General features: G+C 50.8%; 22 protein-coding genes and 1 pseudogene. 10 read left to right on the top strand and 13 right to left on the bottom strand.

The features are described from left to right. Positions 1-14 precede the first annotated feature (14 nt). The 9 genes and pseudogenes from ileS (at position 15) to HNR75_RS13390 (ending at position 8812) form a co-directional block, all read left to right on the top strand. Positions 15-2831 carry an isoleucine--tRNA ligase gene (gene ileS, locus HNR75_RS13430; RefSeq protein WP_188027487.1) on the top strand — a complete coding sequence of 939 codons (2817 nt, stop codon included), beginning with the start codon at positions 15-17 and terminating at the stop codon, positions 2829-2831. Continuing rightward, a complete protein-coding gene (lspA, locus tag HNR75_RS13425) occupies positions 2828-3322 on the top strand; it encodes a signal peptidase II (RefSeq protein WP_188027486.1) in 495 nt (164 codons plus the stop codon). Before ileS ends, lspA begins: the two co-directional genes overlap by 4 nt. Positions 3323-3397: 75 nt before the next feature. Beyond that, positions 3398-4330: a 4-hydroxy-3-methylbut-2-enyl diphosphate reductase gene (ispH, locus tag HNR75_RS13420; protein WP_188027485.1), complete on the top strand. Its 933-nt coding sequence runs from the start codon at positions 3398-3400 to the stop codon at positions 4328-4330. Positions 4331-4418: 88 nt separating this feature from the next. Beyond that, positions 4419-4823, top strand: coding sequence for a type IV pilin protein (locus tag HNR75_RS13415; protein WP_188027512.1), 405 nt, complete (start codon positions 4419-4421; stop codon positions 4821-4823). A gap of 6 nt (positions 4824-4829) precedes the next feature. Continuing rightward, entirely contained in the window at positions 4830-5402 is a 573-nt protein-coding gene (gene pilV / locus HNR75_RS13410) for a type IV pilus modification protein PilV (protein WP_188027484.1), read from the top strand. Continuing rightward, positions 5399-5443: pseudogene (locus HNR75_RS15675) on the top strand (prepilin-type N-terminal cleavage/methylation domain-containing protein); the annotation flags it as partial. The gene pilV and the pseudogene HNR75_RS15675, both read left to right, overlap by 4 nt. Positions 5444-5491: 48 nt before the next feature. Continuing rightward, entirely contained in the window at positions 5492-6409 is a 918-nt protein-coding gene (locus tag HNR75_RS13400; RefSeq protein ID WP_188027513.1) for a PilW family protein, read from the top strand. A 5-nt stretch (positions 6410-6414) separates the two neighbouring features. Then, positions 6415-6861 (top strand): pilus assembly PilX N-terminal domain-containing protein, encoded by a 447-nt coding sequence (locus HNR75_RS13395; protein ID WP_188027483.1) that lies wholly within the window; start codon positions 6415-6417, stop codon positions 6859-6861. Continuing rightward, positions 6854-8812: a pilus assembly protein gene (locus HNR75_RS13390; protein WP_188027482.1), complete on the top strand. Its 1959-nt coding sequence runs from the start codon at positions 6854-6856 to the stop codon at positions 8810-8812. The genes HNR75_RS13395 and HNR75_RS13390 overlap by 8 nt, the downstream gene beginning before the upstream one ends. Here the strand turns inward: HNR75_RS13390 and HNR75_RS13385 are convergent. The 3 genes from HNR75_RS13385 to metE all read right to left on the bottom strand — a co-directional run bounded on the left by HNR75_RS13385 (position 8809) and on the right by metE (position 12611). Next, positions 8809-9324: a GspH/FimT family pseudopilin gene (locus tag HNR75_RS13385; protein ID WP_188027481.1), complete on the bottom strand. Its 516-nt coding sequence runs from the start codon at positions 9322-9324 to the stop codon at positions 8809-8811. The two genes, HNR75_RS13390 and HNR75_RS13385, sit on opposite strands and share 4 nt — an antisense overlap. A gap of 109 nt (positions 9325-9433) precedes the next feature. Continuing rightward, complete coding sequence (gene lgt, locus HNR75_RS13380) at positions 9434-10210, bottom strand: prolipoprotein diacylglyceryl transferase (protein WP_188027480.1); 777 nt, start codon at positions 10208-10210, stop codon at positions 9434-9436. 127 nt (positions 10211-10337) lie between these two features. Then, a complete protein-coding gene (gene metE, locus HNR75_RS13375; protein ID WP_188027479.1) occupies positions 10338-12611 on the bottom strand; it encodes a 5-methyltetrahydropteroyltriglutamate--homocysteine S-methyltransferase in 2274 nt (757 codons plus the stop codon). A gap of 109 nt (positions 12612-12720) precedes the next feature. Here metE and HNR75_RS13370 point away from each other — a divergent pair, with 109 nt between their 5' ends. Next, positions 12721-13605 (top strand): LysR substrate-binding domain-containing protein, encoded by an 885-nt coding sequence (locus HNR75_RS13370; protein WP_188027478.1) that lies wholly within the window; start codon positions 12721-12723, stop codon positions 13603-13605. Positions 13606-13613: 8 nt separating this feature from the next. On the opposite strand, the gene HNR75_RS13365 is transcribed toward HNR75_RS13370, so the two are convergent. From HNR75_RS13365 to HNR75_RS13320, 10 genes are all read right to left on the bottom strand, one after another. Further along, entirely contained in the window at positions 13614-13889 is a 276-nt protein-coding gene (locus tag HNR75_RS13365) for an HPr family phosphocarrier protein (protein ID WP_188027477.1), read from the bottom strand. Next, a complete protein-coding gene (rapZ, locus tag HNR75_RS13360) occupies positions 13882-14742 on the bottom strand; it encodes an RNase adapter RapZ (protein WP_188027476.1) in 861 nt (286 codons plus the stop codon). The genes HNR75_RS13365 and rapZ overlap by 8 nt, the downstream gene beginning before the upstream one ends. Positions 14743-14748: 6 nt before the next feature. Further along, positions 14749-15195 (bottom strand): PTS IIA-like nitrogen regulatory protein PtsN, encoded by a 447-nt coding sequence (ptsN, locus tag HNR75_RS13355; RefSeq protein ID WP_188027475.1) that lies wholly within the window; start codon positions 15193-15195, stop codon positions 14749-14751. A gap of 2 nt (positions 15196-15197) precedes the next feature. Next, positions 15198-15485, bottom strand: coding sequence for a ribosome hibernation promoting factor (hpf, locus tag HNR75_RS13350; protein ID WP_188027474.1), 288 nt, complete (start codon positions 15483-15485; stop codon positions 15198-15200). A gap of 21 nt (positions 15486-15506) precedes the next feature. Beyond that, on the bottom strand, positions 15507-16958 hold the full coding sequence (locus tag HNR75_RS13345; RefSeq protein WP_188027473.1) for an RNA polymerase factor sigma-54: 1452 nt from the start codon (positions 16956-16958) through the stop codon (positions 15507-15509). Positions 16959-17054: 96 nt separating this feature from the next. Beyond that, the gene (lptB, locus tag HNR75_RS13340; protein ID WP_188027472.1) at positions 17055-17780 is read right to left on the bottom strand and encodes an LPS export ABC transporter ATP-binding protein; all 726 of its coding nucleotides are present in this window, start codon (positions 17778-17780) and stop codon (positions 17055-17057) included. A 4-nt stretch (positions 17781-17784) separates the two neighbouring features. Beyond that, positions 17785-18303, bottom strand: a complete 519-nt coding sequence (lptA, locus tag HNR75_RS13335) for a lipopolysaccharide transport periplasmic protein LptA (protein WP_188027471.1) — start codon at positions 18301-18303, stop codon at positions 17785-17787. Then, on the bottom strand, positions 18278-18841 hold the full coding sequence (lptC, locus tag HNR75_RS13330) for an LPS export ABC transporter periplasmic protein LptC (protein ID WP_188027470.1): 564 nt from the start codon (positions 18839-18841) through the stop codon (positions 18278-18280). The genes lptA and lptC overlap by 26 nt, the downstream gene beginning before the upstream one ends. Continuing rightward, positions 18838-19395 (bottom strand): 3-deoxy-manno-octulosonate-8-phosphatase KdsC, encoded by a 558-nt coding sequence (gene kdsC / locus HNR75_RS13325; RefSeq protein ID WP_188027469.1) that lies wholly within the window; start codon positions 19393-19395, stop codon positions 18838-18840. Before kdsC ends, lptC begins: the two co-directional genes overlap by 4 nt. Next, complete coding sequence (locus HNR75_RS13320; RefSeq protein ID WP_188027468.1) at positions 19392-20366, bottom strand: KpsF/GutQ family sugar-phosphate isomerase; 975 nt, start codon at positions 20364-20366, stop codon at positions 19392-19394. Before HNR75_RS13320 ends, kdsC begins: the two co-directional genes overlap by 4 nt. Positions 20367-20519 lie beyond the last annotated feature (153 nt).

The following is a 20519-nucleotide window of genomic DNA, read 5'->3' as shown; positions in this document are numbered from 1 at the left end:
GGAATTTAGGACTGATGAGCGACTATAAACATACTTTGAACCTGCCGGAAACAGCGTTTCCGATGCGTGGTGATCTGGCGAAACGTGAGCCGGAAATGCTGAAGAACTGGTACAAACAGGATTTGTACGGTGCAATCCGCAAAGCCAAAGCAGGTAAAAAACCATTCATTCTGCACGATGGCCCGCCATATGCGAATGGCAGCATTCATATTGGTCACTCAGTCAATAAAATCCTGAAAGATATTATTATCAAATCCAAAGGGTTATCCGGTTTTGATTCGCCATATGTACCGGGTTGGGACTGTCATGGTCTGCCGATTGAGCTGAAGGTAGAAGGCATGGTGGGCAAGCCGGGCGAAAAAGTCACGGCTGCCGAGTTTCGTGAAGAATGTCGTAAGTATGCCAAGACCCAGGTAGAAGCGCAGAAAGCGGATTTTATCCGTTTGGGTGTGTTAGGTGACTGGGAACATCCTTACCTGACCATGGACTTCAACACCGAAGCTAACATTATTCGTTCTCTGGGCAAGATCATTGCCAACGGCCATTTGCACAAAGGGTCCAAACCAGTGCATTGGTGTACCGATTGCGGTTCGGCGCTGGCTGAAGCGGAAGTGGAATATTACGACAAGAAATCTCCTGCTATCGACGTACGCTTCCGTGCCGAAGATGAAGCGCTGGTGGCGGGGAAATTTGGCGCTGCTGGCGAAGGCCCGCTGTCGGTCGTGATCTGGACCACTACGCCATGGACACTGCCTGCCAATCGTGGTGTAGCACTGCATCCGGAGCTGGACTACGTGCTGGTGCAGGTCAATGGCGAACAGCCGGAACGTCTGGTGCTGGGTGCGGCATTGTACGAATCCGTACTGGCCCGGGCCAAGATCACCGACTTCTCTATCCTGGGACGTTGTTCAGGTTCAGAGCTGGAATTATTGCGTTTCCATCACCCGTTCTATGACTTTACTGTTCCTGTGGTACTGGGTGATCACGTTACCACCGACTCCGGTACCGGTGCTGTTCATACTGCACCTGGTCATGGTCAGGAAGACTTCGTGGTGGGTAACAAATACAATCTGGAAGTTGCCAACCCGGTTGCCGGCAACGGTACCTATCTGGCCGATACGCCACTGTTTGCCGGTCAGCATGTTTTCAAAGCCAACGACAAAGTCGTGGATGTACTGCGCGAGCGTGGTGCACTGCTGCATCATGAGTCCTATCTGCACTCCTATCCGCATTGCTGGCGCCATAAAACACCGATTATTTTCCGTGCTACTCCGCAGTGGTTTATCAGCATGGAACAGGCAGGCCTGCGTCAGAAAGCATTGTCCGAAATTAAAGGCGTGCGCTGGATCCCTGAATGGGGTCAGAACCGTATCGAAGCGATGGTTGAAAACCGCCCTGACTGGTGTATCTCCCGTCAGCGTACCTGGGGTGTACCGATTGCGTTGTTTGTTCACAAAGAAACCCAGCAACTGCATCCTCGCGCACTGGAACTGATGGAAGAAGTCGCTAACCGCGTTGAAGCCAAAGGTATTCAGGCATGGTGGGATCTGGATCCGGCTGAACTGCTGGGTGCGGAAGCCGCCGACTATGACAAAGTGCCGGATACACTGGATGTCTGGTTTGACTCAGGCTCGACTCATGCCTCAGTCGTCGACGTACGCCCAGAGTTTAACGGTCATGCTGCGGATATGTATCTGGAAGGTTCAGATCAGCACCGTGGTTGGTTCATGTCTTCCCTGATGATCGGTGTTGCCATGAAGCATCAGGCACCATACCGTCAGGTACTGACACACGGTTTCACCGTGGATGGCTCTGGCCGCAAGATGTCCAAATCACTGGGCAACGTTGTCAGTCCGCAGGATGTGATGAACAAACTGGGTGCGGATATTCTGCGTCTGTGGGTTGCCTCAACCGATTACACCGGTGAAATGACGGTTTCTGACGAAATCCTGAAACGTTCTGCGGATGCTTATCGTCGTATCCGTAATACTGCGCGTTTCTTCCTGGCGAACCTGAACGGTTTCAATCCTGAAACGGACATGGTGCTGCCGGAAGAGATGGTGGTGCTGGATCGCTGGGCGGTAGGTCGTGCGAAAGCCGTGCAGGAAGAGATCATTGCCGCGTATGAAAACTATGATTTCCATATCGTGACCCAGAAACTGATGCAGTTCTGCTCGGTAGAGATGGGCTCTTTCTATCTGGATATCATCAAGGATCGTCAATACACCGCGAAAGCCGACAGTATTGCCCGTCGTTCCTGTCAGACCGCACTGTTCCATATTGTGGAAGCCATGGTGCGCTGGATGGCACCAATCATGAGCTTCACCGCCGAAGAGATCTGGCAATTGTTGCCGGGGCAGCGTGACCAGTTTGTCATGACGGATGAATGGTATGCCGGCCTGTTCGGTCTGCAGCAGGGCGAAGCGCTGGATGATGCTTACTGGGCTCAGTTGCTGGCGGTCCGTGCTGAAGTCAACAAAGCACTGGAAGTGGCGCGTAACGACAAGCTGATCGGCAGCTCACTGCAGGCAGAAGTTACGCTGTTCGCCAATGATGAACTGGCGGCGAAACTGCGTCTGCTGGGTGATGAACTGCGTTTCGTCTTGCTGACCTCTAAAGCGGCCGTTCAGATCGCCGATGCGCAGCCGGAAAATGCACAGGCGACCGATGTTGCCGGTTTGTGGTTACAGGTAGCTGCAAGCGGTGCGGCGAAGTGTGAGCGTTGCTGGCATCATGTAGAAGATGTGGGTTCACACGAAGGTCACGGTGATATCTGTGGTCGCTGCGTGACCAACGTGGCCGGAGCAGGCGAAGTTCGCCGGTTCGCATGATGAAATTACTGACCGGAACAGGACTCCGCTGGCTGTGGCTGGCGGTGTTCGCGATTGTATTGGATCAAATTGCCAAGCTGACCATTATGCAGCAGATCCCGTACGGTCATGGTGTGTATGTCACGTCGTTTTTTAATCTGGTGCATGTGTATAACACCGGTGCTGCGTTCAGTTTTCTGGCCGATGCCGAAGGCTGGCAGCGCTGGTTGTTCAGCGGATTGGCGGTGGCGATTTCGGGCGTCCTTGCCGTTGCCATGGCAAAAGCACCGGCTAAATGTTCGCTGTCCACTCTGGCATACAGTCTGGTGATTGGTGGCGCGATCGGGAATTTGATTGACCGACTGGTTTATGGCCATGTCGTCGATTTTCTTGATTTCCACTGGCAGGACCTTTATCACTTTGCGGCATTCAATGTCGCCGATATGGCCATCAGCTGTGGCGCAGTACTGATTATTCTGGATGGTTTTATTAAGAAACCCACCGATAAGTAACGAACAACTAACATCTGCGATATGATAAGCCGGTATTTATACCGGCTTTGTTTTACTCGGCTCTGAGGGGGCATCATGAAAATTCTGTTAGCGAATCCACGCGGTTTTTGTGCCGGCGTCGATAGAGCAATCACCATTGTCAAAAATGCCCTGCATAAATTTGGCGCGCCAATCTATGTGCGTCATGAAGTGGTTCACAACAAATATGTGGTTGATGAACTGAAGGCCATGGGCGCTATTTTTGTCGATGAACTGGATGAAATCCCGGATGGTAATACGGTGATTTTTTCTGCACACGGTGTACCTAAAAGTGTGCGTGATGAGGCCAGAAATCGGGGGTTGCAGGTATTTGATGCCACCTGTCCTCTGGTAACCAAAGTACATATGGAAGTTCACCGCGCTAGCCGTAAAGGTCAGGAAGTCATCCTCATCGGTCACAAAGGCCATCCTGAAGTGGAGGGTACTCTCGGGCAGTATGATGAAAATGGCACCGGAATGTATCTGGTAGAAGATGTCAATCAGGTGGACAGCTTGCCGGTGCAACAGCCGGAAAATATCAGTTTTGTCACACAGACGACGCTCAGCGTGGATGAAACCCGGGATGTCATTAATGCCTTACGTGAGCATTACCCTGCCATTCAGGGGCCTCGTAAAGATGATATCTGTTATGCCACGCAAAACCGACAGGATGCCGTGAGGGCATTGGCTCCTCAGGTTGAAGTCATGCTGGTGGTTGGATCGAAAAACTCATCCAATTCTAACCGGTTACGGGAATTGGCCGAACGTCTTGGTACCAGGGCTTACCTGCTGGATGATGCTTCTCAATTGCAGGATGAGTGGTTTAGCGGTGTAAACACCGTTGGTGTTACTGCGGGAGCCTCTGCGCCGGAGGTGCTGGTACAGAATGTCATCGATCGTTTGTATCAGTTGGGGGGGAACGAACTGGAACAAATGAACGGTGTTACTGAAGATACCGTATTTGAGGTACCAGCAGAGTTGCGGATTTAGCATTCCCCTGCCGTTTTTGTCAGCCATTTTTATTCTCCGACTCTTATTAAAATGAATGCATTGAAGAGTCATATGCAGGAATGAATAAATGTGGCGACGGGCGCGGGGTCTGACACTAACTGAACTTGTTCTCACGATGGCGATCGTGGGCATACTGGCCTCGGTTGCTTATCCGGCGCTTTCTCATTACGTGCGTGAATGCCGGCGTGCGGAAGCGCGTAATGCGCTGATGTATATTGCTGGTCTGCAGGAGCGATTCTTTCTGCAGGCACAACATTATGCCCGCCTATCAGCTCTGGGTCTGGACACCACGGCAGATAACGGGTATCTGACGGAAAATGGTTATTACCACATTACAGCTTCCGTCTCTGATTCTGCTTTTTTGTTAACAGCAGTGGCTACCGGCTCGCAAAGTAGCGATCCTGATTGTCAGGTGTTTTCTCTGGCTCAGGATGGTTCCCGGGATAGCTCCAGTCATGAACGCTGCTGGTAACACGCAATGTCTAAGAATAACCCCGCTTGTTCAGTCACACTGCAGCAAGGCTTTGCGTTACTGGAAGTGATGATCAGCTCTGTGATTCTGACCGTTGGTTTACTGGGTATTGCCGGCATGTACGGATTCGCCTCAAAGTTTTCTTATGAGGCCAGACAACATACTCAGGTGGTCTATATTGCAAATGACATTATGGAACATTTGCGTATGAGCAAAATAGCCTGGCTTAAGTCTGTTTTGTTAACGGGTAATGGCTCATATCAATTAAATATTCATAATCAATCCGCATCCGTTTTATTTACGGCTAGCAATAAAAATCAAAAGAACCGTTATACCGATTTAATCCTGCATGACGTGGCTGCGTGGCAGCAACATTTGGCCAGTGCATTTCCATCATCTTCCGCCTCCGTTTGCTTGTCATTAAAACGCCATAAAACTGAATCAGCAATTAATGCTGATTTAACGGTTAACTGGACTGTTAATAATGCGGATAAATCGTTCATGGCTCCTGTTTTAAATGATGCATGTGGTCAGCATGAGACGGGGCGGCGGCAATATATGATGCAAATGCAGTTATGAAATTATCACGGGGATTTACTCTTCTTGAGTGGTTAATTTCCAGCACGATAGGGTTGTTTTTACTTTCTGGTGCATTCTCGGTTTATGTGATGTCTCGAAATAACAACCATCAGTTGCAGATCTACAATGAATTACAGGAAAACGGCCGCCTGGCAATGAATCTGTTATTGCAGGATTTAAGACAGACCGGGTTTTTCGGTGATATGACAGGACAGCCCCTGCGTCTTGATGGCAATGTTAAATCACGACTGAAACTGACGGAAGCCCATGATTGCCGGGATGAACGGGGTGAGCCGGGGGGATCATTACCTGCATCCGGTGACAATGGCATATTAAGACCCTTTCTGGCGAGACACGTGGATTCGCGCGGTGTTTTAAATGCAGAACTAGGTTGTTTAAAGAAAGTGCGATTACAGCCTGAGAGTGATGTCTTATCGTTAAAACGGGAAGTCGGTTTTCCTGTTGGAAAACTAGAAATCAGCCGTAATTCGCAACGTATTTATTTGGCTGCCAATGTTAGACAGGCACTGTTTTTTGCCGGTAACGATAAGGCGGCTACGGATGATTTATCAACCCTGTCTTCGGCCCAAATCCGGGAATTCCAGCATCATGTCTATTATATCCAGCAACTAGATAACATCCCGGAACTTCGGTTGATCCAGCTGACAGATCAGATGAATGCCGCATACAGCCTGCCATTGGTGCAAGGGGTGGAACGACTGCGGGTGTTGGTTGCGGTGGATGAATCTGTGCCGGCCGATGGTCTGGCGGATAAATACCTGCCGCCGGAAAAAATAACCCCGGCAATCTGGAATACGTTTGCGATAACCGGGATCCAGCTTTTTTTGCTGATCAGGGCGCTGGAGCCCTCTCCGGGATTTCTTAATCAACAGACTTATCAGTTAGGTGATCAAAAACTGGCTCCGTTCAATGATGGTTACCAACGCCTGGTACTGCAATCCAGTGTGCAGTTTCGCAATGCCGCTGTGGGGAATGTATTACATTGATAGGTATGACAAAACAGAACGGGATGATATTGGCGCTCGTATTGATTCTGATGTTACCTCTGACTCTGATGGCGGTTTCTGTGATGCAGTGGGGGCGGGAACAAATGAAAATGAGTGCCGCCAGCAGCCACCGAATCAATGCTCTGGCTAGTCTGGATTCTCAAGTACAGGATTTTTGGACGCAACCTGACTTACGGCAATTACTGGAAGAGTTCACGGGGGATAGTAAAGAAAAAAGAGATAGCACGAAGGACATGTTTCAGACCAACAGGCAATACAAAATGCCATGCAGCCGGACCACTTTGGTCAGTAGCAATAATGTAATTAAACGTTGTCGTTATATTGATATTATTCTTACCAAATCAGCACGATTGAGTAATAAAAATTCTGCCGTAATGACAGTTGAGTTGCCATTTTTTCAAAGTACTTATTCAGGAATAAATAATGATTAAATATTCGAGGGCAGTCATTATTTGTCTGCTGGCACTCATGTTCACAGGCATAATTCCGGTAGCTCACAGTGATGATGTTGACCTCTGGTCAGATGTAAAACAACTTACTCACTCATATTATTTTTCTGCGCCGGTGATAGCCGGAGAGTGGCTTTATTTATCTTCATTCGGTTATTCAGCTGAAAACGGCTGGTCAGGGAACTTAAAAAAATTTCGTTTTACAAATGAAGGGAAAGTCATCGATCAGAATGGTTTTTCCGTTTTCAATTGTCAGGGGAATGCATTATCGGAAGCACGCAGTTTCTGGGCTTCGACGATCACGGATTCCCGGCAGCAAGATGAAGTCCATACCATCCTGACGACACAATCCATGCGTCGGTTATTTACATCCGGAGTTAAAAATCAGCAATTCCAGCTGGTTAGGTTATCGGAAGAACAACAAAAAGCGATCCCGTCGTGGCTGGGAGACAGTATGCACAGTCAGCCCCGGATTCTGGATTATGGTTTTCAACATCAAGGGCGGGATCGGCGCATTCTGCTCGGCACCAATCACGGCATACTGCATTTATTCAGTGATAAGGCCAATACAGTGAGTGAATCCTGGGCTTTCATTCCGGCCGAATTTTTATCGCATATGGCAGAACAACCGGATCTGAGTTTTAAATCCAGGCGGTATGCTCTGGATGGTGTGATTACCGTGTTCCATGACGATAAAGATCGGGATGGTGTTATTGAAGCGGCAGAAGGTGATCGGCTCTGGATTTTCTTTGGTTTGCGGCAGGGCGGACGGAGTTATTATGCGTTGGATCTGACGGATCCGGATCATCCGTCCCTGAAATGGAAAATTGATGGCAATGATGCTGATGGAGCTTACCGGCTATTAGGTGAAACCTGGTCCGAACCTCAATTGGTTTATCTGTCTGATAAAAACAGTGTGTCGGCCAGCAGCACGCCCGTTGTCATTGTGGCGGGTGGTTATATGCCCCACCACCGGAGGTCAGCGGAACTATCGGTTTCTGTCGGAAAAGCTATTTACTTCATTGATGCCGATTCGGGGAAAAAACTATTTTCCATCAGTCCGGAGGCCAATGGCCAAACCAATTTACAGGCACCACTGACAGATGCGATCCCGGCAACAGTCGCGGTACTGGAGAACGAACGGGATGGTAGTTCAGACCGGTTATATGTGGGTGATATGGGGGGTAACGTCTGGCGACTGGATATGTCCGGCCATTTTTCGGATTGGCGGATGAGCAAACTGGCGGCGCTGGGTGGGGGTGATAGTCCGGATGGCGGCCATGGCAACAATGCGCATCTTCGTTTCTTTGGACAGCCCGTGATTGTGCGTTCATTGCTACGGGTCAAAACCGGTACGGATGCGGTTGCGGATGTTCCGGCGGACTGGGTATTAATGGGCAGCGGCAATCGGGCGGAACCAGCAAACGACGTTGCTCATAACCGTTATTTTGCGTTGCCGGATCGCCAGATCACACCTTATCAGCCGGAGACAGCTATTCCGGCCCCGTTACAATTAACGGATTTGCATCCCGCTTATTCTCAAAACAATGATCAGGCGCCGGCTGATGCATTAATACGGGGCTGGTATCTGAATCTGGATCCTGCCCAACATGAGCAGGTATTTGGAAATGGCTATGTGATTGCGGGTACAGCCTGGTTTTCTTCCTTTTCGCCTTCGAATCCTGCTGCTGGCGAGCAAACCTCCATCGGTGTTACCCGGCTGTATAAAATCGATCTTGCCTCCGGTTCGTTTCATGGCACCGCCGCCGTGAGTCAGTTTTATGACCGGTTGCTGGAAAATCCGGGGCTGGCCTATCAGGCAAAAAAACAGCAATTGTGGCTGAGTGGCGTCACCGCTAGCAGTACAGATTGCGCATCGCAGGCCGTTCGTTTAGAGGAAGCACTGAAGCCGCGTAAAGTGGCGGAATATTAAGGCTGTGCATCTGGACAATCGACCGTCTGTCGCCGCACCCTTCCGCTCATGGCGATGGTGATATTTGTGCCTTCGTTGATCCGGGGACTGCAAAGATGGATCGTTCCCGGCGTACCGGCCAGTGTTCCGTCAGGCTGAAAGACAAACAGCAGCTGGTTGGTGGTAATGTTTAATGCGTTGCCGGATAACGGAGACCGCTGCAAAATGATGTCGCCTTTGTCTTGAACGGACAATTGACGGTTCTGGTCGACATCGCTGAACAGCAGCAGATGCGTGAAATCCTGTGTGGCACATTGTTCCTGCCTGTTGGCGAGGCAAGCGATGACGTCGGTCTGATGGTCTATCGCCTGTGTCCGGGCCCGGTGCAAAGCTTGGTGCAGGGTAAACCCTTCGGTCTGCAAAGCGCTGTCTGCAAGCAGGTATTGTAAACCGGGAATGCCGAGCAGTAATAACACCGACGCTACTGTCAGTGTGACGAGCAGTTCAAGGAAAGTGAAACCGGATGTGCGCATGAGTAATCTGCTGTATCAGGGATAGGCCCTGATTGTCGGTATCAGCAGGCACTCTGGAAACTGCCATATCCGGCAGTGATGCCTTAATGCTGCATCACTGCCGTCTGGTTCAGAGGGCTTTCTTTCTGCCGGACAACAGCATTAACAGGATACCCGCCAGAACAAATGGCACACTCAGCCATTGGCCCACCGAGATCAGATTGCCAGCTTCATAGGCGGCCTGTGGGGTTTTGAAATATTCGATAACAAAACGGGCGGCGAATACTAGGGTCAGAAACAGACCGAACAGGAAACCAGGTTGTTTACTTTTGGCAGTACGGAACAACATCAGCAACAAGACGAAAATCGCAAAGTAGCTGGCGGCTTCATAAAGTTGTACCGGATGACGTGGCAGTGTATCGATACGTTCAAAAACCACGCCCCAGCTGCCATCAGTCGGGTTGCCGATAATTTCCGAGTTCATGAAGTTACCCAGACGAATAAAGCATCCGGTTAATGCCGTTGGGATGGCCAGACGATCGGCCAGCCAGAGAAACTTGTTTTCCGGATGCTGACGGACAAACAGCCAGATCGCAAGCAATACACCAATCCCCCCGCCATGACTGGCCAGTCCGCCTTCCCAGATTTTCAGAATGTCGATGGGATGAGACAGATAATAGCCTGGTTCATAGATCAGGGTATGTGCCAGACGTGCGCCAACGACAGTACCGATGAAAATGTAGGTCAGCAATTTATCCAGTTGTTCGGTAGGGCGGCCTTCCTGACGGTAGATCCGTTGCATTAACTGATAACCCAGTAAAAATCCGGCAGCGAACAGTGCGCCATACCAGTGGACAGCAATCGGGCCGAGCTGAATTAAAATCGGATCTGCATTCCAGAACAGCATCTTCTCTCTCGTTAGTGAAATAGTTCACATAAATCATGAATGGGCGACAGAGTAGCATGTTCTCTGAATAAGGGTGAAGTGAGGAAAACCAGCCAGTGGGTGATTGCTGACTGGTCGGGCTTGCGGGTTATTGACGCAATAATCGGGCGGCTTCAACCATATTGCTGAGCGCCGTACGGGTTTCCGGCCAGGCGCGCGTTTTCAGTCCGCAATCCGGGTTGACCCAAAGACGCTCTGCCGGAATATGTTGCCGGGCTTTTTGCAGCAACTGGGTGATCCATTCCACCGTCGGCACATTCGGTGAGTGAATGTCATAAACCCCCGGACCAATCTCGTTCGGATAGGCCTGATGATGGAACACATCCAGTAATTCCATGTCGGAGCGCGATGTCTCCAGGGTGATCACATCGGCATCCAGCGCGATAATGGATGGCATTACATCGCCGAACTCGCAGTAACACATGTGGGTATGGATCTGCGTATCGTCCGCGATACCGGCTGCGGTCAGTTTAAAGGCTCGCACAGCCCAGTTGAGATACGCGGCCTGATCCTGCTGACGCAGTGGTAACCCTTCACGCAGTGCCGGCTCATCAATCTGGATAATCCCGATCCCGGCTTTTTCCAGATCCTGGACCTCATGCCGCAAGGCCAGCGCCAGCTGTAACGCCATGGTTTCCCGGGAAATATCTTCGCGCGGGAATGACCAGCACAGCATGGTGATCGGGCCGGTCAGCATGCCTTTCACCGGTTTGCTGGTCAGCGACTGGGCATACTGGCTCCAGCGCACGGTCATTGCTGCCGGACGGCTGATATCTCCGATAATCACCGGCGGTTTGACGCAGCGGGAGCCGTAACTCTGTACCCAGCCATTTTGGGTGAACGCATAGCCCGTCAGCTGTTCACCGAAATATTCCACCATGTCATTGCGTTCTGCTTCTCCATGTACCAGCACATCCAGACCGATCTGCTCCTGCTCTGTGATGGCATAAGCGATTTCCTGTTGCAGACCCTGTTCATAAGTTTGCAGACTGATTTCACCTTGTTTAAAACGGCGGCGTAAAGCACGGATCTCGCTGGTTTGCGGGAAGGATCCGATGGTCGTGGTTGGCCAGTCCGGTAATTGGAAACGGATTTGTTGTGCGGCTGCGCGCTGGGCATACACCGCATTACGTTCGGCATCTTCCGGACGGATCGCGGTGACAGCGGCCTGAACAGTTGCATCCTGTACGCGGATGGATTGCTGACGTTGCAGCAGCGGCGCACTGTAGGCCTGCAAGGTCAGTATCTTCTGGTCGTCCGGTTCGCACAGTGTCCGTTGCAGCAGATGCAGCTCGGTACACTTCTGGCGGGCGAAGGCAAACCAGCTTTTGATTTCCGGATCCAGTCCGTTTTCTGCCTGCAAATCTATCGGACTATGTAATAACGAGCAGGATGTGCCCAGCCAGAAGTTCCGGTGCGTTTGCCGGATTTCAGCCAGCTCTGTATACAGTTCGTGCAGGTTAGCCCGCCAGATATTGCGCCCGTTAATAATGCCCAGTGACAGTTGCCAGTGCGTTGGAATCGCTGCCAGCGTCAGTGCTAATTCGTTTTTACCGGCAATGGCATCCAGATGCAGGCCGTCGATATCCAGTTTGGGTAACCAGTCGAGTTGATGCGCGATACCGCCTAAATACGTCGTTAACAGCAATTTACAGCCGGAACCCTGCAACTGCTGATAAGCCGACAAATAGGCCTGCTGCCATTCAGCCGGAAGATCTAAGGTCAGAACGGGTTCATCAATCTGCACCCATTCGATTTTTTGTGCGACCAGTTTCTGCAGGATCTGCTGATAGACTGCCAGCAACTGCGGCAGCAGTGATAGTTTATCGAATGCGACACCTTTGGTTTTGCCCAGCCAAAGATAACTCAGCGGACCGAGCAGGACGGGTTTAGCCCGATAGCCGGCGGTCAACGCCTCTTCAACCTCATCGAATAATTGTGTCCAGCAAAGTGCAAACGCCTGCTCTGCGTGAAATTCCGGAACCAGATAATGGTAATTGGTATTAAACCATTTACTCATTTCCGCGGCCGGAGCCGGTTTTCCGGTTGGTGCACGGCCGCGGGCAGTCCGGAACAGCGTGTCCAGATCGATGCTGCCATCGCTGTTCCGGTGGCGCGGCGGCACATTGCCTACCATCAGGCTGGTGGTCAGGACATGGTCGTACCAGGCAAAATCGCCGACGGGTAGGAGATCCACCCCCGCTTGTTGTTGCCATTGCCAGTGACGGTGACGTAATTGCCGCCCTGTTTCCAGTAAGGCGGTTTGCGGAATATTGCCTGCCCAGTAGGCTTCCAGTGCTTTTTTCAGTTCCCGTTGCAAGCCAACGCGTGGAAAGCCAAGGGTATGCGTGGTATAGGTCATAGCGCTTCCTTTTGGATGTTTAGATGTCCAGATGTTTACATGTCCATATTTGCGCGTTACCTTACTGAGTACCAGTGCATTCTCCTCATCTGTCACTTGCAGGTTTTTCATGTTTGAACTGAAACATCTCCGGTCATTACGGGCATTAAAAGAGCGGGGCTCGCTTGCAGCAGCCGCGGACTCTTTGTATCTGAGCCAGTCCGCGTTATCACATCAGCTTTCAGAGCTGGAGCAACGGTTAGGCGGACCGCTGTTTCTGCGAAAGAGTAAACCCATCCGTTTCACGGCAGATGGTCTCAGGCTGGTGACACTGGCTGACACGGTATTGCCGCAGGTGGACGGCGTCATGCAGTATCTGCGGCGGGAACAAACGACGGTACAGTTACGGCTCCATGTTGAATGTTATAGCTGTATCCGCTGGTTAACGCCGGCGTTGCAGCTGCTGCAGCAACGACATCCGGAACTGGAACTGAGCTTTGCGGCACAACCGGATTTTCTGCCCCAGCAAGCCTTGCTGCAGGGCGATCTGGATATGGTATTGACGGCAGATCTGTTGCCGGAGGAGGGGATCTACTATGCGCCGTTGTTTGATTTTGAAATGCGTCTGGTGGTACCGGTAGGGCACCGGCTGACAGGGCCCGATGTAATCACGCCAGATCTACTGGGCGATGAAGTTCTGCTGAGCTATCCGGTCGCACCGCAGCGTCTGGATGTATTACGTCATTTTATGACACCCGCCGGGATTAAGCCGAAACAAATCAAGAACGTTGATAATACGCTGATGCTAATGCAGATGGTGGCCGCAGGATGGGGAATTGCGGTATTACCGGATTGGGTATGTCAGGAGTTCGAACCGCAGGGGCTGATTGCCTCAAAGGCACTGGGAGACGGACTATGGCGTCGTTTGCATGCCGCTATCCGGATTGGGGATCGTCAGCAGCCTGCGATCAGAACTCTGGTCAATACGCTGCGCCGGCGTACCTTGATAGCCTGAGTTTACAGCTACTCACTTTCATCAAAACGGGTTTCAAACAGATGCTGTACCGCTTCCATGACCTCGATCGCTTCCGGTCCGTCACAAATCACCCGGATAGTTTCGCCCTGTGCAGCTTCCAACATCAATAACCCCACGACACTATCCGCACTGGCCTGCTTTTCACCATTGCATAGTGTGATCTTCGCTTTGAAATTTGCCACCAGCTGTACCAGTTTTATTGCGGCCCGGGCATGTAGCCCCAGCTTGTTGATAACGGCGACCTGATTCTCAATCTTAGGCATGCGATTTCTCCAGCGTACGATGACGGCGTTGCACATTTTTACCCAGCGCCAGGAAATGGTTTGCCAGTTGTTCCGCAATAAAGACAGAACGGTGCTGACCGCCGGTACAACCAATGGCTACCGTGACATAGCTGCGGTTATTGCGTTCCAGTTGTGGCAACCAGGTTTCCAGCAGACTGATTAACTGGTTGATGTAGGTAACCACATCCGGTTGGGATTGCAGATAACGCTGTACGGGTTCATCCAGCCCGGTGAAGGGTTTGAGCTCGGGGATCCAGTGCGGATTCGGCAGAAAACGGGCATCAAAGACAAAATCAGCGTCTTTGGCGATGCCATGTTTGAAACCGAAGGATTCAAAGACCATCACCAGCTCATGCTCTTTTTTGCCCAGCACCCGTTCACGGATTTGCTCACTGAGATCATGAATACTGAGGTGACTGGTATCGATACGTAAATCAGCACTGGAGGACAGCGGTGAAAGCAGATTGGTTTCCTGGCGGATCGCTTGTTCCAGCGTGAGTTGTTGCCGGGATAGAGGATGCAGACGACGGCTTTCTCCGTAGCGCTTCAGCAGCGTGGCATTATCGGCATCGAAGAAGAAACTGGAAAATTGCAGATCCTGATGTTGTCTGATGTCCTTCAGAATTGACACCAGATCATCTGCGGTAGCGGGCAGATTTCTGACATCAATACTCACCGCGATTTGATCGTATTTACCGCGCAATTCTGCGACCAGCTGAAATAACAGCGAAACCGGCAGATTGTCCACACAGTAATATCCCAGATCCTCCAGAACCCGCAGAGCGACGGTTTTTCCGGAACCCGAGCGACCACTCACAACGATGAGTTTCATCGGTAATCATCCATTGATCATTTGTTGGTACAGTGCTTCGTCAGTTTCAGCAAGACGCAACTGACGACAGAAGTTCTTATCGTTAAACTTTCCGGCTACCAGTGCCAGCGTTTTCAGATGAATTTTACATTCACTTTCCGGTATCAGCATGGCGAACAGCAGGTCTACAGGCTGATTATCAATGGCATCAAACGGGATAGGCTGTTCCAGCGTTAACAGGACACCTGTCACCGGATAACCATCGGGGATCCGGCCATGCGGAATAGCAATGGCACTGCCGATTCCTGTGGTGCCCATTTTTTCCCGGGCCTGCAGGCTGTCAAAGATTTGTTGTTCATCCAGCCCCAGTTTCGGGGCCGCTAATTCGCTGATAATTTCCAGCACGCGTTTTTTACTGCTGCAAGGGACTGCACTTTTGGTGCAGTCCGCAGACAAGATTTCAGAAATCAACATGATTACTTGCTGGCTAATTTTTCTTTGTGTTTGACGATCTGACGATCTAGTTTATCGACTAAGGCATCAATGGCAGCATACATGCTTTCATCTTCAGCGTTAGCAAAAAGCTCGCCGCCGTTGACGTTCAGTTTGGCTTCTGCGATTTGTTGCAGTTTTTCGACAGTTAAAATCACTTGAACGTTATTGATGTGCTCAAAGTGACGTTCTAAACGGGCAAATTTACTGGTGACATAATCACGCAATGCATCAGTTAACTCGATATGGTGACCTGACAGGTTGATTTGCATAACGTCTTCCTTATTGTTGGCCTACAGCAGGCGTTTGCGTTGGCTTGACGGTGGAATAGATAACGACTCGCGGTATTTTGCGATGGTTCTTCTTGCCACCATTATGCCTTGTTCCGTCAGCAAGTCTGCGATCTTGCTGTCGCTTAACGGTTTAGCGGGATTTTCCGCCGCGACCAGTTTTTTGATTAAGGCTCTGATTGCAGTGGAAGAACATTCTCCGCCGCTATCAGTATTAACATGACTTGAGAAAAAATACTTCAGTTCAAAGATGCCGCGAGGCGTATGCATGTATTTTTGTGTAGTAACTCGCGAAATTGTCGACTCGTGCATCTCTACTTCTTCGGCCACATCATTCAAAACCATCGGTTTCATCGCTTCTTCGCCGTACTCAAAAAAGTCCTGTTGTTGCTGCACAATGCAGTTGGCAACTTTGAGCAGGGTTTCATTACGGCTTTCTAAGCTCTTGATAAACCATTTGGCTTCCTGCAGATGTGAACGGATAAACTGGCTGTCACTACTGTTACGGGCATGACGCGCCATCGACGCATAGGTTTCATTAATCCGGATTTTTGGCATCGCATCCGGGTTCAGTTCCACCACCCAGCGACCGTTCTTTTTCAGGACGGCTACATCCGGGATGACATAGGATGATTCACTCGGCATGACACGGCTGCCTGGCCGCGGCTCCAGAGTCTGAATCAGTTGCAGAACTTCTTTCAGATCGTTTTCTTTCAACTGCAGTTTCCGGGCCAGATTACGGTAATCACGGGCACCGAGCAGATCCATGTGATCTTTGATCGCCAGACGGGCTTCGTTTAGCCAGGGGGTCGCTGCACTGAACTGGTTTAACTGAATCAGCAGGCACTCCTGCACGGAGCGTGCGGCAACACCGATAGGATCAAAATGCTGGATACGTTTCAGGACGGTCTCGATTTCATCCAGCTCAACCAGTTCATCGTCAGTGCTGACCGCCTGTTGAATATCTTCCAGGGTGGCATTGAGATAGCCGGACTCATCAATACTGTCGATGATCGTCATGGCAATCACGATGTCCTGCTCACTGAATGGCGTCAGACGCATCTGCCACAACAGATAGTCCTGCAATGTTTCGGAAGTTTCCCCCTGATAAACCGATTCTTCATCACTGTTCATCAGGCCACTGGACGGGGCTGAGCCGGCCGCAGTGTACACCTCATCCCAGGTTGTATCCATAGGAAGCTCATCAGGCATGTTTTCCTGAGCCTGCGCCATCTCTTCGCTACTATCCGGCGGCGTGAAATCTTCATCGTCAGGTAGTTCCGGCGTAGCAATATCCGATTCATCTTCTTGCTCTAACAGCGGATTGGCATCAATCGCCTGCTGGATTTCCTGCTGTAGTTCTAAAGTAGACAGTTGCAGCAGACGAATCGCTTGTTGCAATTGTGGGGTCATGGCAAGTTGTTGGCCAAGACGCAACTGTAAGGTCGGCTTCATCTACGGGGTATGTCCTTAATTCCTGATTTCCGTATGGTGCTTGCAGTAAGCAGTCCGTAATTTAATTATGGCTGATTCTGGCCATTGGCACACCGTTTACAGGGTAAATCCTTCACCCAGATAAACTTGTTTGACGTGCTCATTTTGCAGGATGTCTGCAGGTGTCCCTTCGGCAATCAGATTACCGTGGCTGACGATATACGCTTTTTCGCAGACATCCAGCGTTTCACGCACATTATGATCGGTAATTAATACACCGAGTCCGCGATCGCGTAAATGCTCAATGATGCGTTTGATATCGATTACCGAGATAGGGTCAACCCCGGCGAATGGCTCATCCAGCAGGATAAAGCGGGGTTCGGCCGCCAGTGCCCGGGCAATTTCGACCCGGCGACGTTCACCACCGGAGAGACTCATCCCCGTATTCTTGCGAATATGGCCGATATGGAATTCTTCCAGCAGGGCCTCCATCTTTTCTTTCTGTTCTGCCCGGCTCAGATCGCCGCGGAGCTGTAGCACGCCCAGCAGATTTTCTTCCACGGTCAGACGACGAAAAATAGAGGCTTCCTGAGGCAGATAACCAATGCCATGGCGGGCACGCTGATGCATGGGCATGGCAGTAATATCCTGCTGATCAATCATCACCGTACCGCCATCCTGAGGTACCAGGCCGACGATCATATAAAAAGAGGTGGTTTTACCGGCCCCGTTAGGACCCAGCAGACCCACAACCTGACCCGTGGTAACCTGCAGGCTGACGTTTTGTACAACCTGTCTGCCTTTATAACTTTTCTTGAGACCACTTGCTTGCAAAAGAGCCATAGATTTACTGTTTGCCTGCTTTGTTGAATTCTTCGATTTCCTGTGGAAGGAAAATAGTCTTCACGCGGGAACCTTTGCCGCTGCTCTGTGCGAGCATCTGCTGTTTCTGAATATCGTAACGGATCACATCGCCGTTCACCTGATTATCATCCTGTTTCAGCTCGGCTTTGCCTGTCAGTGTGACCAGACGATCCTTCAGCTGATAGCGTAATTCGGTGGCACTGGCATTCACCGGTTTGCCGTTGTCCAGGATCTGAAAAAAGGTTGCCGGATGACCGGTTGCAATCATCTCGTCATTACCTTTCTCATGGCGTAACACCACCACTTTATCCGCATGAATGATAATGGAGCCCTGTGTGATCACCACGTCCTGCAGAAAGGTGACCTTGTTTTCATTCAGCTCGGCCTGCTGTGTGACTGAGTCAACCACGACGGGTTGCTGATAATCAGACTCTTTAGCCTGTACACTGACCGAGAGTAACAGGAGTAATCCGAAACTAGCGTGGCTTAAAGTAAGTTGCATGGCCTTTATCCAGAATTTGGTAGCGTTTGGCATTTAAGTCGGCGTGAAAACCGACACCTTGTACATGATAGTCCGGGCTGTCAATAGTAACGGGTTTATCGCTGCTGATCTGACGACTGTTCAGATCCATTTCCACATAGCTGGTCTGCATCCTGTCGATATTCAGTGATGGATTGTGATTTTTGATCAGCACGTTATCACGCAGAATCAGACGGTCGTTACTGATCATTTGTCCTGTATTCGCTGAAATATTCCATGCTTGCTGACCGTTTTGTTCAAACGTCTGCAATACCGGATGAAGAGCGTCGGTCACTTTGTTGTGCTGATAATAAAGAACCTGATCTGCGGTAAAAATATCCGTTAATCGGCCATCGGTTGCATAACTGCGGTTGAGCAGTTGTGATGCCGTAAAACTCGGCAATGACAGATCTTTTTTCTGCGCAAGCAAGTCCGGATCCTCGTGCTGAGACGACCATTGCCATATCAGCAGGGATGCCACCAGCAACAGGGATATCAGCAAGGTTTGCCGGCTGATCATACCGAAGTCCCTTTCGCTGTATCGAGCAGACCCTGCGCCTGCAGAATCAAATCGCAGGCTTCCCGAACGGCACCATAACCTCCACGGGTACGGGTGATCCAGTCGGCTTTTTGCTGTACCAGCGGGTGAGCATTGCTGACCGCAATACCCAGAGCGGCGTGGCGCATGACCGGCAAATCGATGACATCGTCACCGATATAGGCGGCTTGTGCCGGGGTGAGTGCCAGTTTATGCAATAAGTCGTCAAAGGCGGGCATTTTATCGCCTTGGCCCTGATAAATATGCTGGACACCCAAGGCCTGCATGCGGCGCTGCACGATCGCGGAACTGCGACCGGTAATAACAGCCACCTGAATGCCGGCATTCAGCAGCGCTTTGATACCAAATCCATCATGAGTATGGAATGTTTTCAGTTCTTCGCCGTCATTACCCATATAGATAAGACCATCCGATAATACGCCGTCCACATCACACACCAGCAGCCGGATATTGGCTGCCAGAGTCAGAACGCGTTTTTCTACGGTGCCATAAGGCGTCGCTACATAGTCGCTCATACTACCCCGGCTTTCAGCACATCATGCATATTGAAGGCGCCCACCGGATGACGTTGTTTATCCAGTACAATCAGGGCATTGATTTTTCTTTCCTGCATCAGTTTTACCGACTGGGCCACCAGCATTTCTGCCGGTACGGTAATGCAGTTGGCGGTCATGACCCGGGTAATTGGTGTAGTATGTATATCCAGCTGCTGATCCAGGATCCGGCGCAGATCGCCGTCTGTGAAAATGCCGGCCAATGTACCGGTATTATCCAGAATAGCGGTCATGCCAAGACCTTTGCGGCTCATCTCCAGCAGGGCGTCACTGACGGTTGCCTGATCGGATACGGCCGGGATCTGTTCCCCCTGATGCATGATATCGGCATTACGTAACAGCAGTTTGCGGCCCAGCGCACCACCGGGATGAGACATGGCAAAATCGTTTGCGGTGAAACCACGGGCTTCCAGCAAGGAGACGGCCAGCGCATCGCCGAGAACCAGCGTGGCCGTGGTACTGGACGTCGGCGCCAGACCAAGCGGACAGGCTTCCTGTTCCACATGCAGACAGAGGTGAATATCGGCCTCTTTGGCCATGGTGGATTCCGGGCGGCTGGTCATGCAGATAAGCGGGATCCCCCAGCGTTTGAGGACCGGCAGTACTGCCAGAATTTCGTTGCTTTCCCCGGAGTTGGAGATGGCAATCACCACATCATTGCTGCTGATCATGCCTAAATCGCCATGGCTGGCTTCACCCGGATGGACGAAGAAAGCCGGGGTTCCGGTGCTGGCAAAACTGGCTGCCATCTTGCAGCCGATATGGCCAGATTTGCCCATACCCATCACCACCACCTTGCCCTGACAGTCAAACAGCATCTGACAAGCTTGAGTGAATTGTTCATCGAGCGTCTGAAACAGGCCTTCGATAGCCTGTAATTCCTGACGTAAAACGCGTTGTGCAGACTGGCGGAAATCAAAATTGGTTGGCATGTACGATCCTCTGAGCGTGTTGCGCAAGATCACATTATATGAAAACCTTGGCGCAGAAGCGATAACGGCCCCTTTTTTGCCTGAAAAGAGTATCAGGAAGGTCTGTTTAATTGGCGACGAAATTTTGCAGCATATACAATGGGCCGCAGAAAG

The organism is Tolumonas osonensis, from assembly GCF_014202415.1.
Classification (GTDB): domain Bacteria; phylum Pseudomonadota; class Gammaproteobacteria; order Enterobacterales; family Aeromonadaceae; genus Tolumonas; species Tolumonas osonensis.
The sequence above is the reverse complement of the archived record's forward strand: the minus strand, read 5'-3'. Positions and strand labels throughout refer to the sequence as shown.

What these genes read in the sequence shown, in the direction of transcription:
- ileS (WP_188027487.1), top strand. Translation starts at nt 15, where the DNA reads ATGAGCGACTATAAACATACTTTGAACCTGCCGGAAACAGCGTTTCCG.
- lspA (WP_188027486.1), top strand. Translation starts at nt 2,828, where the DNA reads ATGATGAAATTACTGACCGGAACAGGACTCCGCTGGCTGTGGCTGGCG.
- ispH (WP_188027485.1), top strand. Translation starts at nt 3,398, where the DNA reads ATGAAAATTCTGTTAGCGAATCCACGCGGTTTTTGTGCCGGCGTCGAT.
- HNR75_RS13415 (WP_188027512.1), top strand. Translation starts at nt 4,419, where the DNA reads ATGTGGCGACGGGCGCGGGGTCTGACACTAACTGAACTTGTTCTCACG.
- pilV (WP_188027484.1), top strand. Translation starts at nt 4,830, where the DNA reads ATGTCTAAGAATAACCCCGCTTGTTCAGTCACACTGCAGCAAGGCTTT.
- HNR75_RS13400 (WP_188027513.1), top strand. Translation starts at nt 5,492, where the DNA reads ATGTCTCGAAATAACAACCATCAGTTGCAGATCTACAATGAATTACAG.
- HNR75_RS13395 (WP_188027483.1), top strand. Translation starts at nt 6,415, where the DNA reads ATGACAAAACAGAACGGGATGATATTGGCGCTCGTATTGATTCTGATG.
- HNR75_RS13390 (WP_188027482.1), top strand. Translation starts at nt 6,854, where the DNA reads ATGATTAAATATTCGAGGGCAGTCATTATTTGTCTGCTGGCACTCATG.
- HNR75_RS13385 (WP_188027481.1), bottom strand. Translation starts at nt 9,324, where the DNA reads ATGCGCACATCCGGTTTCACTTTCCTTGAACTGCTCGTCACACTGACA.
- lgt (WP_188027480.1), bottom strand. Translation starts at nt 10,210, where the DNA reads ATGCTGTTCTGGAATGCAGATCCGATTTTAATTCAGCTCGGCCCGATT.
- metE (WP_188027479.1), bottom strand. Translation starts at nt 12,611, where the DNA reads ATGACCTATACCACGCATACCCTTGGCTTTCCACGCGTTGGCTTGCAA.
- HNR75_RS13370 (WP_188027478.1), top strand. Translation starts at nt 12,721, where the DNA reads ATGTTTGAACTGAAACATCTCCGGTCATTACGGGCATTAAAAGAGCGG.
- HNR75_RS13365 (WP_188027477.1), bottom strand. Translation starts at nt 13,889, where the DNA reads ATGCCTAAGATTGAGAATCAGGTCGCCGTTATCAACAAGCTGGGGCTA.
- rapZ (WP_188027476.1), bottom strand. Translation starts at nt 14,742, where the DNA reads ATGAAACTCATCGTTGTGAGTGGTCGCTCGGGTTCCGGAAAAACCGTC.
- ptsN (WP_188027475.1), bottom strand. Translation starts at nt 15,195, where the DNA reads ATGTTGATTTCTGAAATCTTGTCTGCGGACTGCACCAAAAGTGCAGTC.
- hpf (WP_188027474.1), bottom strand. Translation starts at nt 15,485, where the DNA reads ATGCAAATCAACCTGTCAGGTCACCATATCGAGTTAACTGATGCATTG.
- HNR75_RS13345 (WP_188027473.1), bottom strand. Translation starts at nt 16,958, where the DNA reads ATGAAGCCGACCTTACAGTTGCGTCTTGGCCAACAACTTGCCATGACC.
- lptB (WP_188027472.1), bottom strand. Translation starts at nt 17,780, where the DNA reads ATGGCTCTTTTGCAAGCAAGTGGTCTCAAGAAAAGTTATAAAGGCAGA.
- lptA (WP_188027471.1), bottom strand. Translation starts at nt 18,303, where the DNA reads ATGCAACTTACTTTAAGCCACGCTAGTTTCGGATTACTCCTGTTACTC.
- lptC (WP_188027470.1), bottom strand. Translation starts at nt 18,841, where the DNA reads ATGATCAGCCGGCAAACCTTGCTGATATCCCTGTTGCTGGTGGCATCC.
- kdsC (WP_188027469.1), bottom strand. Translation starts at nt 19,395, where the DNA reads ATGAGCGACTATGTAGCGACGCCTTATGGCACCGTAGAAAAACGCGTT.
- HNR75_RS13320 (WP_188027468.1), bottom strand. Translation starts at nt 20,366, where the DNA reads ATGCCAACCAATTTTGATTTCCGCCAGTCTGCACAACGCGTTTTACGT.